Here is a 15,000-nt window from a genome sequence, read left to right on the forward strand (position 1 = left end):
TGCTGCGTCTTTTGTCGTAAGAATAACCTCTTATGGTAATTATAATATATACAGAGAAGGGCACGGGTTTTACTATGAAAAGCTTGATTCAAGAAAAATGGAATGAAATTTTGGAGTTTTTAAAAATCGAATATAATGTTACAGAGGTTTCCTATAAAACTTGGCTTCTTCCTCTCAAAGTATATGATGTTAAGGATAATGTAATTAAGCTTTCTGTAGATGATACAAAAATCGGTGCGAATAGCCTGGATTTTATTAAGAATAAATACAGTCAATTTTTAAAAACTGCTATTGCAGAAGTGATTAATCAAGATTTTGAAATTGAATTTGTGCTTCTTAGTCAAACGAAAGCGGAAGAGAAAGTGCAAACGCAAGCTCCGAATAAAATAAAAAATGAAAGCTTATCTTACTTAAATCCTCGTTACACGTTTGACACATTTGTCGTTGGTGCGAATAACAATCTGGCTCATGCAGCATCTTTGGCTGTTGCAGAATCGCCGGCAGAAATTTATAATCCACTATTTATTTATGGTGGCGTAGGTCTTGGGAAAACTCACTTAATGCATTCCATTGCTCACTATATACTAGAGCAAAATCCGAATTCCAAAGTACTCTATGTAACGAGTGAAAAATTTACGAATGAGCTAATTGAATCCATTCGTAATGCAGATACTACTCCAACGGAATTTCGTGAAAAATATCGTAACATTGATGTTTTATTAATCGATGATATTCAATTTATTATTGGAAAAGAAAGAACTCAAGAGGAGTTTTTCCATACATTTAATACCTTACATGAATCAAAAAAACAGATCATTATTTCTTCCGATAAACCTCCAAAGGATATTTTAACATTGGAAGAACGTTTGAGATCCCGTTTCGAATGGGGTCTTACAGTAGATATTCAATCTCCAGATTACGAAACCAGAATGGCAATTCTTAAGAAAAAAGAAGAACTTGATTGCCTAACAATTGATGATGAAGTAATGAAATACATTGCTTCTAATATTAAGTCAAATATTCGAGAACTTGAGGGAGCATTAACTAAAATCGTTGCTCTTTCTAGGTTAAAGAAGAAAGAAGTTGACGTTATCCTTGCAGAAGAAGCTCTCAAAGATTTAATCTCACCTGATAATAAAAAGACGGTAACACTTGATCTTATTATTGAGGTTGTTTCAGAGCATTTTACTACATCAACTTCTGAAATTTATTCAGATAATCGCAGTAGAAATATTGCTTATCCTAGACAAATTGCGATGTACCTTTGCCGCAAATTGACTTCTCTTTCCCTAACAGACATTGGTAAGATGATGGGGAATCGAGATCACTCTACCGTGTTACATGGATGTAATAAAGTAGAAAAAGATATTAAGAAGGATCCTTCCTTCCAGAATACGATTGATGTATTAATTAAAAAAATCAATCCTACTCCATAATATCTTTCTTGATATAAAGTGAGGCGGTTTTCTGACTCACTTTATGTTTCATTGATATCAAGTCATTGTTAATTATTTTCTTGGTCTCACTTTAATAGACCTTTAGTTTTTATACCCTTTTTTCTAAATTGTTTATAATTCTAAGAAACTTTTAAAATGTTATCCACATTCACTCGTTTAAATGATGTTATTTTCATGTTTAAAGGCTATTGATAACTTAATAATCGTTCTTAGCATGTTAATAAAAATTAAAAATTGGTTCTAAACTATTCACATGGTTATTCTTTCTTGTAAGACTTTCGCAGTAAGGGTTTGAGGTACTTATACACTTCCTAACACCCCCTACTACGATTACTAATAAATCTATTAATTATTTATATATGAAAAATCGCTGAAGGGAGTTATGCACAAAATGAAAATCGCTTGCCAAAAGAATGAATTGTTAAACAGTGTCAATATTGCTTTGAAAGCAGTTTCTTCAAAATCGACAATGCCTATTTTAGAATGTATCGTTATTGAAGTTCAAAATGATACGATTAAATTAATTTCGAATGATATGGAAATTGGTATCGAAACTATTGTAAAAGGTTCCATAATTTCTAATGGTTCTGTTGCAATTAATGCTAAAGTTTTTTCTGAAATAATAAGAAAACTACCGGATAATGAAGTAAATGTTGAAACAGATGAAAAGTTTATGACAACCATTACCTGTGAAAAAGCTAAATTTACAATAGCGGGAAAATCTGCAGAAGAATTTCCTATGTTGCCAACCATCGAAAAGAAGGAAGCAATTGAATTATCACAGTTTACACTAAAAGAAGTTATACGCCAGACTGTTTTTTCTATTTCGGATAACGAAAGTAATAAAATTATGACAGGTGAACTTTTTGAGATAAATGGCAATGAACTTAGAGTTGTTTCACTGGATGGTCATCGTATTTCGATACGTAAAGTCGAACTTAAAAACTCCTATGCTCCGAAGAAAATTCTTGTTCCAGGAAAAACACTACAAGAAGTAAGTAAAATTTTATCCGGAGAAATCTCAGATGAAGTATTCATTTACTATACAGATCGCCATGTTTTATTTGTATTTGATGATACTTTAGTACTTTCAAGATTAATTGAAGGTGAGTATTACAAAATTGATCAAATGCTTTCCGGAGACTATGAAACAAAAGTTAAAATTAATAAAAAAGAATTCTTAAGTTGTATAGATAGAGCGACTTTGTTAATTAAAGAAACCGAGAAAAAGCCAATTATTGTTGGCATTGAAGATAAAAAATTAGAATTAAAAATCAATACCTCCATTGGAACAATGGATGAAGATATTGATATTGAAAAAGAGGGAAAAGATATACTAATTGGGTTTAATCCTAAGTTTTTAATTGATGCACTCCGTGTAATTGATGATGAAGAGGTAGAGATTTACCTCATTAATCCAAAGGCACCATGTTTCATAAAAGATAAAGAGGAATCTTATATTTACTTGATTCTTCCGGTAAGTTTTAATGCAGCACAATACTAGATAAGTTAAAAAATTAATGTTAATAAAATCTTAGATGACTATGTTTTTGTTAACGAAAAATCATGAAAAATCTAGAACTTTTATCTGTATTTCATGATGATATTTTAGCGCGATACAGCACGCAGATTGGTTGATATATGGAAAAAATTATATTAAGAGAAGAATTTATAAAATTAGGACAAGCTTTAAAAGCTGCCGGACTTGTTGATTCTGGAGTCGAAGCGAAAGATGTTATTACCGAAGGACTTGTTAAAGTGAATGGAGTTGTAGAATATCAAAGAGGAAAAAAAATTCATGGTGGTGACTCTATTGAGTTTAACAATGAAATCGTTCAAATCGTCGATCATGAATAAATCATCTAACTAAATTCATCTTCACGTTTTGTGAAGTCTCTAATATCACCTCTATGTATGAATATGTATTTTTATGCATAGAGGTGAATATTGAATTTCCAATTATAATTTATAAAAAGTTTAGAATTTAATAAAATTGTCGATGCTTTAAAAAAATTATGCTTTTTGCTGGCATTCTACTTGCATTATAGTGTATAATGAGAGATAGGGATTTTTGCCTGATAGAATTTTTTAAATAAATAGGGCAAAATGATAGTGCTGGACTTATCCAGATAAAGCATCGTGAGCAATGTGAAATCAAATAATTTACACATCAAATTTATTTTTGGCAGTATCAAAACTGTTTGTTGATTTTTTATCACAAGGAATTGATAGTGTGCTTTTTCTTGTATACATGTAAAATCCTAATCTCTAATTAAAACATTTCTAAAAAAAATCTTATCAAAAAAAACCATGTACAAAAAGCGTGTAAACACGCTTGGGTTTTCTTGCTCGATTTTTTAGAGGTTTTATAATTGAGATAGTATTTAAAATGATTAGATAGTTGGTGCAGGGATGATTGTAAAGTCTCTTGAATTGAGTAATTTTAGAAATTATGAGAACTTATCTTTGGAGTTTTCTCCATCGACTAATATTTTGTATGGAGACAATGCTCAGGGAAAGACAAACATACTTGAAGCAGTGTTTCTTTGTGCTACCACAAAGTCACATAAAGGAAGTAAGGACAGAGAAATTATTAAACTACAGTCAGAAGAAGCACATATTCGCATGAGGATAAATCGGGATGATGTGGATCATCGGCTTGATATGCACTTAAAAAAAAATAAACCCAAAGGTGTTGCTATTGATGGAATTCCGATTAAACGATCTTCTGAATTATTCGGTATCATTAATGTTGTATTTTTTTCTCCGGAGGATTTATCCATAATTAAAAATGGACCTAGCGAACGTAGACGGTTTATTGACATGGAACTTTGTCAATTAAGTAAGTTATATCTACACAATCTGATAAATTACAACAAAGTTTTAAATCAAAGAAACAATTTATTAAAGCAAATAGGTTTTAACAAAAGTTTATTGGATACGCTTTATGTGTGGGATCAGCAATTAATTCATTTTGGGTCTGCATTGATTAAAGAGAGAGATGCCTTTATGAAAAGCATGAATGAACTTATTATTGCACTACATAAAAAACTTAGCGATGGAAAAGAAGAATTAGAGATCGTTTATGAAGCAAGTGTAGCAGAAAGTGAGTTTGAAAATAAACTTAAAAAGAGTATGGAACGTGATATAGCCTTAAAGGTAACAAACGTAGGACCTCATCGGGATGACCTTAGTTTTCTAATCAATGGTCAGGATGTCAGAAAGTATGGATCACAAGGGCAGCAAAGAACTGCTGCATTATCTTTAAAGCTTGCGGAAATAGAATTAGTAAAACAGGTAACGAAAGATAAACCAATTCTACTGTTAGATGATGTATTGTCCGAACTAGATAGAAAAAGGCAAAATCAGTTATTAGATAGCATTGTTGGAATTCAAACTATAGTAACCTGTACCGGTCTTGAAGAATTTGTGAATAACAGAATAGAGACGGATCGAATTTATAAGGTTATTCAAGGAACTGTTGAAAAGGGATAAAACATTTAATGCATAAATTGCAGGAGGCTAGATATGAGTAAGGATTACGGAGCTGACCAAATACAAATTTTAGAGGGATTAGAAGCGGTAAGAAAGCGACCAGGTATGTACATTGGAAGTACTTCTAGTAGGGGTCTCCATCACCTAGTTTATGAAATCGTGGATAATGCTGTCGATGAGGCTTTGGCTGGATATTGTAATACCATCGACGTATCTATTAATCCAGACAATTCTATTACTGTTATTGACAATGGTAGAGGTATACCTGTTGAAACAAACAAGAAAAAAGGAATTTCCACAGTAGAGGTTGTATTTACCATACTTCATGCCGGCGGAAAGTTTGGCGGTGGAGGATACAAGGTATCCGGAGGATTACATGGCGTAGGAGCATCTGTAGTTAATGCACTTTCCGAGTGGTTAGAGGTAACAGTAGAACTTGAAGGAAAGATGTATAAACAAAGATATGAATGCGGTAAGGTGATAGAGCCATTACGTGTTGTTGGAGAATCTGACCGTACAGGAACAACGGTATCATTTTTACCAGATCGAAGTATTTTTGAAGAAACCGTTTATGATTATGATATTTTAAAACAACGTCTACGTGAGATGGCATTTTTAACAAAAGGCCTTAAAATTATTTTAAGAGACTTAAGAACTTCCGAGGAAGAAGGAAATACTGAGCCAAATGTGAAAGAATTTCACTATGAAGGCGGTATTAAGGAGTATGTTCAGTACCTAAATAAACATAAATCCAATCTTTATCCTGAGATAATTTACTGCGAAGGAACAAGAGATAGTGTATATGTTGAAGTTGCAATGCAACATAATGACTCTTATTCAGAAAGTTGTTATAGCTTTGTAAATAATATTACGACACCAGAAGGTGGTACTCATTATACTGGTTTTAAAAATGCCATAACGAAAACCTTTAATGACTTCGCAAGACAAATGAAGTTCTTAAAGGATAACGAGACTAATTTATCTGGTGAAGATATCAGGGAAGGACTCACTGCGATTATTAGTATCAAACTTCCAGATCCACAATTTGAAGGACAAACAAAGCAAAAACTTGGAAACAGTGAAGCAAGAGCAGCTGTTGACAGCGTTGTAAGTGAGCAGTTAACGTATTTTCTAGAGCAGAATCCTTCGGTTGCTAAGATAATCTTAGAAAAAGCAGTACTTGCACAAAGAGCAAGAGATGCTGCGCGTAAGGCTAGAGATTTAACTCGTAGAAAGACTGCACTAGAAGGAATGAGTTTACCTGGAAAATTAGCAGACTGTTCGGATAAAGATCCAAAGAACTGCGAAATTTATATAGTTGAGGGTGATTCCGCGGGTGGTTCAGCAAAGACAGCAAGATCTCGTGCTACGCAAGCTATCCTTCCGCTTAGAGGAAAAATATTAAATGTTGAAAAATCAAGACTCGATAAAATATTGGTTAACAACGAAATTAAAGCCATGATTACTGCGTTTGGTACTGGTATTTCTGATGATTTCGATATCTCAAAGCTCCGTTATCATAAGATTATTATTATGACCGATGCCGATGTTGATGGTGCCCATATCAGTACTCTATTATTAACGTTCCTCTATCGTTTTATGCCAGAATTAATTCGTGATGGATATGTTTACCTTGCCCAACCACCGCTTTATAAAGTCGAGAAAAGCAAGCAGGTTTGGTATGCTTATTCAGACGAAGACTTAAACAACATTTTATTGCAGATTGGACGAGATCAAAACAATAAGATTCAACGTTATAAAGGTTTAGGTGAAATGGATGCAGAACAGCTGTGGGAAACAACAATGGATCCTGAGAGAAGAGTTTTACTTCGAGTAAAGATGGATGAAGAAAATTCTTCTGAAATTGACTTAACGTTTACTACCTTGATGGGTGATAACGTAGAACCTAGACGTGAATTTATTGAAGCAAATGCAAAATATGTTAAGAACTTAGATATCTAAGTTACGGAGGAATTAGAATGGACGAGAATATCTTTGATAAGGTGCATGATGTCGACCTTAAAAAGACAATGGAAACCTCCTATATCGAGTATGCCATGTCGGTTATTGCAGCCAGAGCCCTTCCGGATGTAAGAGATGGATTAAAACCGGTACAGAGAAGAATTTTATACGCTATGATAGAGTTAAATAACGGTCCTGACAAGCCACACCGTAAGTGTGCGCGTATTGTCGGTGATACGATGGGTAAATATCACCCTCATGGTGATAGCTCTATCTACGGCGCATTAGTAAATTTAGCACAGGAATGGTCAACCAGATATCCATTAGTGGATGGTCACGGTAACTTCGGTTCCGTGGATGGTGACGGTGCTGCTGCCATGCGTTACACCGAAGCTAGATTAAGTAAAATCTCCATGGAGATGTTGTCTGATATTAATAAAGACACCGTTGATTTTGCTCCAAACTTCGATGAAACAGAAAAAGAACCATTGGTTCTTCCAGCAAGATATCCGAATCTTTTGGTAAATGGAACGTCTGGTATTGCGGTAGGTATGGCAACCAATATCCCTCCTCACAACATGAGAGAGATCATAGGTGCAGTAGTTCGCATTATTGATAATAAAATTGAGGAAAAGGAAACAACGATTGAAGAATTATTAGAAATCGTTAAGGGACCGGATTTTCCTACTGGTGCAATGATACTTGGTACAAGAGGGATTGAAGAAGCATATCGTACTGGACGAGGAAAGATTCGTGTACGTGCGGTAACAAATATTGAGCCAATGGCAAACGGTAAAAACCGTATTATTGTTACGGAATTACCTTACATGGTAAATAAAGCTCGTTTGATTGAAAAAATTGCAGAGCTAGTACGTGATAAAAAGATTGATGGAATTACGGAACTTCGTGATGAATCTGACAGAGAAGGTATGAGAATTTGTATTGAACTTCGTCGTGATGTGAATGCAAATGTAATCTTAAATCAATTATATAAACATACTCAGTTACAAGATACCTTTGGTGTGATTATGCTTGCTTTAGTAAATAATCAGCCAAAAGTACTTACACTTCTTGAAATGTTGAGTTATTACTTAAAGCATCAAGAAGAAGTTGTAACGAGAAGAATTACTTATGATTTAAACAAGGCAAAAGAAAGAGCGCATATTTTAGAGGGATTATTAAAAGCACTGGATTTTATTGATGAGGTTATTAATATTATACGTGCCTCAAAAAATGGTGCTATGGCAAAAGAACGATTAATCGAGAGATTTGAGTTTGATGATATTCAGGCGCAAGCAATTATTGATATGAGACTTCGTGCGTTAACAGGTTTGGAACGCGAGAAGCTTCAGGATGAATTTGCTGAGCTTCAGAGAAGAATTGCTGAATTTGAAGCAATCTTAGCAGATGAGAAATTATTGCTTGGTGTCATCAAAGGAGAAATCCAGGTTATTAATGATAAATTCGGAGATGAAAGAAGAACTTCCATCGGATTTGATGAGTTTGATATTTCCATGGAAGATTTAATTCCAGATGAAAATACCGTAATTGCAATGACACGCTTAGGTTATATCAAGAGAATGACTATTGATAACTTTAAGAGTCAGCATCGTGGCGGCAAAGGAATTAAGGGTATGCAGACCATTGACGAAGACTTTATTGAAGACTTATTCATGACTACAACCCACCACTATATTATGTTCTTTACCAACAAAGGTAGAGTATATCGATTAAAGGCATACGAAATTCCGGAGTCCTCAAGAACAGCCAGAGGAACAGCTATCGTAAATCTTCTACAATTGTTACCAGAGGAAAGAATTACAGCGATTATTGCTTTAAAAGAATATAAAGACAATCGTTATCTGTTTATGGCTACAAAAGATGGTATTGTGAAAAAGACTAAGATTAAAGAATATCAAAATATTCGAAAGACCGGTCTTCAAGCAATTAATCTAAGAGAAGATGACGAATTAATTGAAGTTAAGACAACCAACAGTCAAAAAGATATTGTCCTAGTAACTAAAAACGGTATGTGTATCCGTTTCCATGAGAAAGATGTACGTAATACTGGTAGAGCATCTATGGGTGTTATTGGTATGAATTTAACTAATGGGGACGAAGTAGTTGCAATGCAGATTCACACTCAAGGTAAGTATTTACTTACAGTTTCAGAATATGGCTTAGGTAAACTAACTGACCTTGATGAATTTACTCCACAAAGACGTGGTGGTAAAGGTGTGAAATGCTACAAGATTACCGAGAAGACTGGAAATGTAGTAGGAGCGAAAGCTGTAAACGAAGAACATGAGGTAATGATAATAACCAATGAAGGTATCATCATTCGCCTTGAAGTAAACGGTATTAGCATCCTTGGTAGAATAACTTCTGGTGTTAAGTTAATTAATATTGATGCGGGTAAGGATATTAGAGTTGCTAGCTTAGCGAAAGTTAAAGAAAGTAGTATGAATTCAGAAGAAGATGTTCTAAAAAAATTGGAGGAAGAACTAAAAGAAGAAAATGTAGTAATACCTCCAGAAGATGATCAAGAAGAGGAAGAGTATTCTGAAGAGGATGACTCCTTCGAAGGAGATAATTCCCTAGAGGAAGAAGATCTTATGGATGATACGAAAGACCTTGAGGAATTAGTATCACGTGCTCTTAAGGATCAAGAAGAACAGGAAGATCAAGAAAAACAAGAAGAAGATCAAGAAGATTAAGAAAAAGAGTAAATACTGGTATTCGGATAAAACATAAAGTAATATGATTTTCCGATATTTTAGAAATTCGTAGTCCTTTGGTAATCCCTATGGACTACGAATTTTCTAAAATTATTTAGAGATAAAAGTTGATATTTTCAATAAGAATTCGTGATAAAGAAAAATCGTTTAGCGTACTTTTTTTGTTCACAAGAAGATTTATTGGATTCCTAACTCATCTTGTATATATAAATGGACCGTTGTTATTTCAAGGTACGATAGTATCGGAATTGAGGTTTTATGAGAATAGTACATACGAATGCTATTACAAAGGCAATAAAAGAAATGTGCATTGAAGCAAATTTGCATCTGACAGAGGATGTTACGAATAGACTAAAGAAAGCAAGCCTCATGGAAAACTCAGACCTTGGAAAAAAGATTTTAGGTCAATTAAAGGAAAACTTAGAGATTGCACAAAAAGACCTCATTCCCATATGTCAAGATACAGGAATGGCAGTAGTATTTATTTCAATTGGTCAGGATGTACATCTAGAAGGAGATTATCTAGAGACTGCTATCAATGAAGGGATAAGACAAGGCTACGAGGAAGGATATCTTAGGAAATCTGTGGTAAACGATCCGCTACTTCGAGAAAATACAAAAGATAACACACCAGGAATTATCCACTATAGTATTATCCCAGGAGAAGATATTGAAATAACAGTTGCTCCAAAAGGATTTGGTAGTGAAAATATGAGCCGTGTTGTTATGCTCAAACCGTCCGATGGGGAAGAAGGAATCAAAAAAGCAGTATTAGAAACCGTAAAGCTCGCTGGTCCTAATGCATGCCCTCCTATGGTGATTGGAGTAGGAATCGGCGGAACATTTGAAAAATGTGCGATTCTAGCAAAAAAAGCATTAACAAGAAACTTAGAGGAAAGTTCGAAAGAAGAACATATAAAACGATTAGAACAAGAGCTTCTAAAAGAAATTAATCAGACAGGTATCGGACCTGGTGGTCTGGGAGGAAATACCACTGCTCTGGGTGTTAATATTGAAATTTATCCAACTCATATTGCAGGACTTCCTCTTGCTATTAATATCTGTTGTCATGTGAATCGCCATGTGAAAAGAGTACTGTAGATAAGGGAATAAGGTTGTTTGTATGCGTGTTAAAGTAAGCAGATGGGGGTAACATGGATAAGTATATTACGACGCCGATAGATTCATCTAAAGTGGTAGGACTAAAAGCAGGTGATTATGTATACCTGTCAGGAAAAATATATACTGCGAGGGATGCTGCTCATAAAAGAATGTTCGAGGCGTTACAACAGAATAAGGAATTACCTTTTGATATGACTAATCAAGTTATTTATTATCTTGGTCCTACTCCAGCAAGAGAGGGACAGGTAATAGGTTCTGCAGGCCCAACTACAAGTAGCAGAATGGATAAGTATACCCCTACTCTTCTTGATTTAGGTTTAAAAGGAATGATTGGTAAAGGAAAAAGAAATGAAGATGTAATCGCTTCCATGGTAAGGAATAAAGCTGTATATTTTGCTGCTGTTGGGGGAGCAGGTGCCTTACTCTCAAAGTGTATTAAATCATCTAAGGTAATTGCCTATGAGGATTTAGGCACAGAAGCTATTCGTGAATTATGGGTTGAAAATTTACCCGTGATTGTAGTTATTGACTCGAATGGTAATAATTTCTATGAATTACAAATGAATTCGATAAATTCATAGTGAAATAATAGGAATTGTATTGACTTTGTATTGATTTTATGATAATTATTAATCGTAGAAAGGAAAGGCGGAGAAGATATGAAGATTTCAACGAAAGGACGATATGCGCTTCGTCTGATGTTAGATTTAGCTATTAACAATACTGGTGAATTTATTACAATTAAGAGCATTGCCGGGAGACAGGAAATTTCTGATAAGTACCTAGAACAGATTATAACCCTGTTAAGCAGAGCTGGATATGTGAAAAGTTCAAGAGGAGCCCAAGGTGGTTATCGGTTAACAAAAGAACCAAAAGAGTATACAGTTGGTATGATATTAAAATTAATTGAAGGAAGTCTTGCGCCAGTATCCTGTGTAGAAGAGGAAGATAACGATTGTAATCGATATGGTTCCTGCGCAACTTTATTTGTTTATCAGAAGATAAATGAGGCAGTAAATAATGTAGTTGATAATATTACGTTAGAGGATTTAGTGGAACGCCATCGAGAACTTGGTGAAAATAACTATGTAATATAAAGTGAATTAGAATAGCCTTCAAGGGAGTATGCCTTATTGAAAGATAAGGTATACTCCTTTTCATATAATTCAAAATATTAAAAATTAATTCAGACAGATTTTAACTTCTATGAAATATAAATTGAATTATCATTAAAAAATTAAACGATAAAATTAAAAGTGTTAGAGTAGTGAATTATTTATCGCATATCCAAACATTTATTATAGTATCTGAATTAGTATATTGTTTAAGACATACATTATATCAAAGAAAATCGTTTTGATTAAAATTAAACATGTATTCATGAAATATATTCTTTAATTTTAAGAAATCATATTGACAAATTTTGAGAGTAAGAATATAATAACATTAATTCATACTAAGTCTATATGAATATATAGATAAGAAAAATTATTATTTAAAAGAGATTGATAAAGTACATAAGAATACAGGGGTAGCTAAATAATAAAAAGAGAAAGGGAGTATTATAGTATGAGTGAGCAAAAAAGGAATTTGAAGTTTGAGACATTACAGTTACATGTTGGTCAGGAGAATGCAGATATAGCAACGGATGCAAGAGCGGTTCCTATCTATCAAACAACATCTTATGTATTTCATAATGCAGATCATGCAACAGCAAGATTTAATCTTACAGATGCAGGAAATATTTATGGACGTCTAACAAATCCAACACAAGATGTATTTGAAAAAAGAATTTCAGCCTTAGAGGGCGGAGTCGCAGCTTTAGCTGTTGCTTCAGGTGCAGCAGCCATAACCTATACTATTATGAATCTGGCACAATCAGGTGATCATATTGTTGCATCGAAAGACATTTATGGTGGATCTTATAATCTATTGGCGCATACACTAAAAGAGTATGGAATCACAACCACCTTTGTAGATGCCTCAGACGTAGAAAATGTTAAATATGCAATTAAGGATAATACCAAAGGTGTATTTATTGAAAGCCTTGGTAATCCTAATTCTAATGTCCTTGACATAGAAGCAATTGCTAAGATTGCTCATGAAAATAAAATACCTCTTGTAATAGACAATACCTTTGCAACGCCATATTTGCTTCGTCCTATTGAATATGGAGCAGATATTGTAGTACATTCAGCTACGAAGTTCATCGGTGGTCATGGAACATCAATTGGTGGTGTTATTATTGATAGTGGTAAATTTGATTGGGAAGCATCCGGGAAATTTTCATCATTAACAGAGCCAAATCCATCGTACCATGGAATTTCATTTACAAAGGCAGTAGGAGAAGCGGCATTTGTGACAAAGATAAGAGCAATATTATTAAGAGACACTGGCGCTGCATTATCACCATTTCATGCATTTATGTTTTTACAGGGATTAGAAACATTGTCACTACGTGTAGAACGTCATGTAGAGAATGCACTCAAGGTTGTAGAGTTTTTAAATAAACATCCAAACATTGAGAAAGTAAATCATCCTTCTTTAAAAGAAAGTGAGTCTCATGAGTTATATCAAAAGTATTTTAAAAAAGGAGCTGGTTCAATTTTTACAATAGAAATCAAGGGTGGAGAGAAAGAGGCAAAGGAATTTATTGATAAGCTTCAGATATTCTCTTTACTTGCAAATGTTGCAGATGTAAAATCATTAGTAATACATCCAGCGTCAACAACACACTCGCAAATGAACGAAGAAGAATTAAAAAATTCTGGAATAAAACCAAATACGGTTCGTTTATCGATTGGAACAGAACATATTGACGATATTTTATATGACCTGGAAAAAGCATTAGATTAAGTTTTAGATAATCATTAGAATAATATTTTGGAGGGATAGTTATGAAAATAGCGAAAAGTTTAACAGATTTAATTGGAAATACACCATTATTAGAATTAAGTAGTTTTGTAAAACAACAAGATTTAAAGGCCAATATTATAGGCAAGTTAGAATACTTTAATCCTGCCGGTAGTGTCAAAGATCGTGTAGCAAAAGCAATGATCGAAGACGCGGAGGAAAGAGGTCTTATCAAAAAAGGTGCCGTTATTATTGAACCAACAAGTGGTAATACCGGTATTGGTTTAGCCTCTGTTGCAACAGCAAGAGGTTATCGTATTATTTTAACAATGCCCGAAACGATGAGTGTTGAAAGACGTAACCTATTAAAGGCTTATGGAGCAGAGCTTGTTCTTACAGATGGTAGCCTTGGTATGAAGGGAGCTATTGCAAAAGCAGAGGAACTTGCAAAGGAAACTCCAAATTCCTTTATTCCAGGTCAGTTTATTAATCCTGCAAATCCAGAAGTTCATAGAAAAACGACAGGACCAGAGATTTGGAAAGATACAGATGGTAAAGTTGATATCTTAGTATCTGGTATTGGAACTGGTGGAACAATTACAGGAGCAGGAGAATACCTAAAAACACAAAACCCGAATATTAAAGTCGTAGCTGTTGAGCCAGCAAGTTCTCCTGTTTTATCAAAAGGGGTAGCAGGTCCTCATAAAATTCAAGGAATTGGTGCAGGATTTATTCCAGATACGTTAAACACCAAAGTGTATGATGAAATTATTACAGTAGAAAATGAAGATGCATTCACCACAGGACGTGAAATTGCTAAAACTGAGGGACTTTTAGTTGGAATATCATCAGGGGCAGCAGTGTATGCAGCAGTACAATTAGCTAAGCGTCCAGAAAATGCAGGTAAAAATATTGTAGTTATATTACCTGATACCGGAGAGAGATATTTATCTACACCATTATTCTCAGAACAATAGTATAAGTGAATAGATTACTTATTACTTGAAATGATTTGATCAAAGAGTATTTCAATTCAGGTAATTCCCCATCCTCTAGATATGAAAATTTTATAGATGTACAATGTTCCCCATAAATTTAGGTGTCATTATATTTGTATAATATTATAGGTTTCAAAACTAACTCTGTGATAGATGTGTTGCATTTGTTACAGAGTTAGTTATTACAGAGTTAGTTGTTTTACCATATCGAGATGTGTGGATTTATAACAAGCTAAATTGCTATTGGTAAGTATATAACAATATAGAAGATAAGTCGCTAATTAAGGATTGTTTTATTGAAGTGTATAAATATAGTAAAACAAGATACACTATCATAAGTAATTGGTAAGATATCCTAGAGGATAATCACCAATT

At 33.9% G+C, this 15,000-nt stretch carries 11 protein-coding genes; all 11 read left to right on the plus strand.

Annotation, left to right across the window (positions count from 1 at the left end; all coding sequences use genetic code 11):
• The first annotated feature begins 74 nt into the window (after nt 1–74).
• The 11 genes from dnaA to cysK all read left to right on the plus strand — a co-directional run bounded on the left by dnaA (nt 75) and on the right by cysK (nt 14,604).
• Nucleotides 75–1,436, plus strand: coding sequence for a chromosomal replication initiator protein DnaA (dnaA, locus tag CPHY_RS00010; protein ID WP_012198035.1), 1,362 nt, complete (start codon nt 75–77; stop codon nt 1,434–1,436).
• 412 nt (nt 1,437–1,848) lie between these two features.
• Nucleotides 1,849–2,961, plus strand: coding sequence for a DNA polymerase III subunit beta (gene dnaN / locus CPHY_RS00015; protein WP_012198036.1), 1,113 nt, complete (start codon nt 1,849–1,851; stop codon nt 2,959–2,961).
• Nucleotides 2,962–3,098: 137 nt separating this feature from the next.
• Nucleotides 3,099–3,314, plus strand: coding sequence for an RNA-binding S4 domain-containing protein (locus tag CPHY_RS00020; protein ID WP_012198037.1), 216 nt, complete (start codon nt 3,099–3,101; stop codon nt 3,312–3,314).
• A gap of 555 nt (nt 3,315–3,869) precedes the next feature.
• Complete coding sequence (gene recF / locus CPHY_RS00025; RefSeq protein ID WP_012198038.1) at nt 3,870–4,952, plus strand: DNA replication/repair protein RecF; 1,083 nt, start codon at nt 3,870–3,872, stop codon at nt 4,950–4,952.
• A gap of 33 nt (nt 4,953–4,985) precedes the next feature.
• Nucleotides 4,986–6,914, plus strand: coding sequence for a DNA topoisomerase (ATP-hydrolyzing) subunit B (gyrB, locus tag CPHY_RS00030; protein ID WP_012198039.1), 1,929 nt, complete (start codon nt 4,986–4,988; stop codon nt 6,912–6,914).
• A gap of 17 nt (nt 6,915–6,931) precedes the next feature.
• Complete coding sequence (gyrA, locus tag CPHY_RS00035; RefSeq protein ID WP_012198040.1) at nt 6,932–9,631, plus strand: DNA gyrase subunit A; 2,700 nt, start codon at nt 6,932–6,934, stop codon at nt 9,629–9,631.
• 279 nt (nt 9,632–9,910) lie between these two features.
• Complete coding sequence (locus CPHY_RS00040; RefSeq protein ID WP_012198041.1) at nt 9,911–10,753, plus strand: fumarate hydratase; 843 nt, start codon at nt 9,911–9,913, stop codon at nt 10,751–10,753.
• Between the two features lie 53 nt (nt 10,754–10,806).
• On the plus strand, nt 10,807–11,355 hold the full coding sequence (locus CPHY_RS00045; protein ID WP_012198042.1) for a Fe-S-containing hydro-lyase: 549 nt from the start codon (nt 10,807–10,809) through the stop codon (nt 11,353–11,355).
• A 78-nt stretch (nt 11,356–11,433) separates the two neighbouring features.
• A complete protein-coding gene (locus tag CPHY_RS00050) occupies nt 11,434–11,871 on the plus strand; it encodes an RrF2 family transcriptional regulator (protein ID WP_012198043.1) in 438 nt (145 codons plus the stop codon).
• Nucleotides 11,872–12,343: 472 nt separating this feature from the next.
• Nucleotides 12,344–13,630, plus strand: coding sequence for an O-acetylhomoserine aminocarboxypropyltransferase/cysteine synthase family protein (locus CPHY_RS00055; protein ID WP_012198044.1), 1,287 nt, complete (start codon nt 12,344–12,346; stop codon nt 13,628–13,630).
• Between the two features lie 41 nt (nt 13,631–13,671).
• The gene (cysK, locus tag CPHY_RS00060) at nt 13,672–14,604 is read left to right on the plus strand and encodes a cysteine synthase A (protein ID WP_012198045.1); all 933 of its coding nucleotides are present in this window, start codon (nt 13,672–13,674) and stop codon (nt 14,602–14,604) included.
• The last annotated feature ends 396 nt before the right edge of the window (nt 14,605–15,000 follow it).

This window comes from Lachnoclostridium phytofermentans ISDg (genome assembly GCF_000018685.1).
In the GTDB taxonomy this organism is placed as follows: Bacteria; Bacillota; Clostridia; order Lachnospirales; family Lachnospiraceae; genus Lachnoclostridium; species Lachnoclostridium phytofermentans.

What these genes read in the sequence shown, in the direction of transcription:
- dnaA (WP_012198035.1), top strand. Translation starts at nt 75, where the DNA reads ATGAAAAGCTTGATTCAAGAAAAATGGAATGAAATTTTGGAGTTTTTA.
- dnaN (WP_012198036.1), top strand. Translation starts at nt 1,849, where the DNA reads ATGAAAATCGCTTGCCAAAAGAATGAATTGTTAAACAGTGTCAATATT.
- CPHY_RS00020 (WP_012198037.1), top strand. Translation starts at nt 3,099, where the DNA reads ATGGAAAAAATTATATTAAGAGAAGAATTTATAAAATTAGGACAAGCT.
- recF (WP_012198038.1), top strand. Translation starts at nt 3,870, where the DNA reads ATGATTGTAAAGTCTCTTGAATTGAGTAATTTTAGAAATTATGAGAAC.
- gyrB (WP_012198039.1), top strand. Translation starts at nt 4,986, where the DNA reads ATGAGTAAGGATTACGGAGCTGACCAAATACAAATTTTAGAGGGATTA.
- gyrA (WP_012198040.1), top strand. Translation starts at nt 6,932, where the DNA reads ATGGACGAGAATATCTTTGATAAGGTGCATGATGTCGACCTTAAAAAG.
- CPHY_RS00040 (WP_012198041.1), top strand. Translation starts at nt 9,911, where the DNA reads ATGAGAATAGTACATACGAATGCTATTACAAAGGCAATAAAAGAAATG.
- CPHY_RS00045 (WP_012198042.1), top strand. Translation starts at nt 10,807, where the DNA reads ATGGATAAGTATATTACGACGCCGATAGATTCATCTAAAGTGGTAGGA.
- CPHY_RS00050 (WP_012198043.1), top strand. Translation starts at nt 11,434, where the DNA reads ATGAAGATTTCAACGAAAGGACGATATGCGCTTCGTCTGATGTTAGAT.
- CPHY_RS00055 (WP_012198044.1), top strand. Translation starts at nt 12,344, where the DNA reads ATGAGTGAGCAAAAAAGGAATTTGAAGTTTGAGACATTACAGTTACAT.
- cysK (WP_012198045.1), top strand. Translation starts at nt 13,672, where the DNA reads ATGAAAATAGCGAAAAGTTTAACAGATTTAATTGGAAATACACCATTA.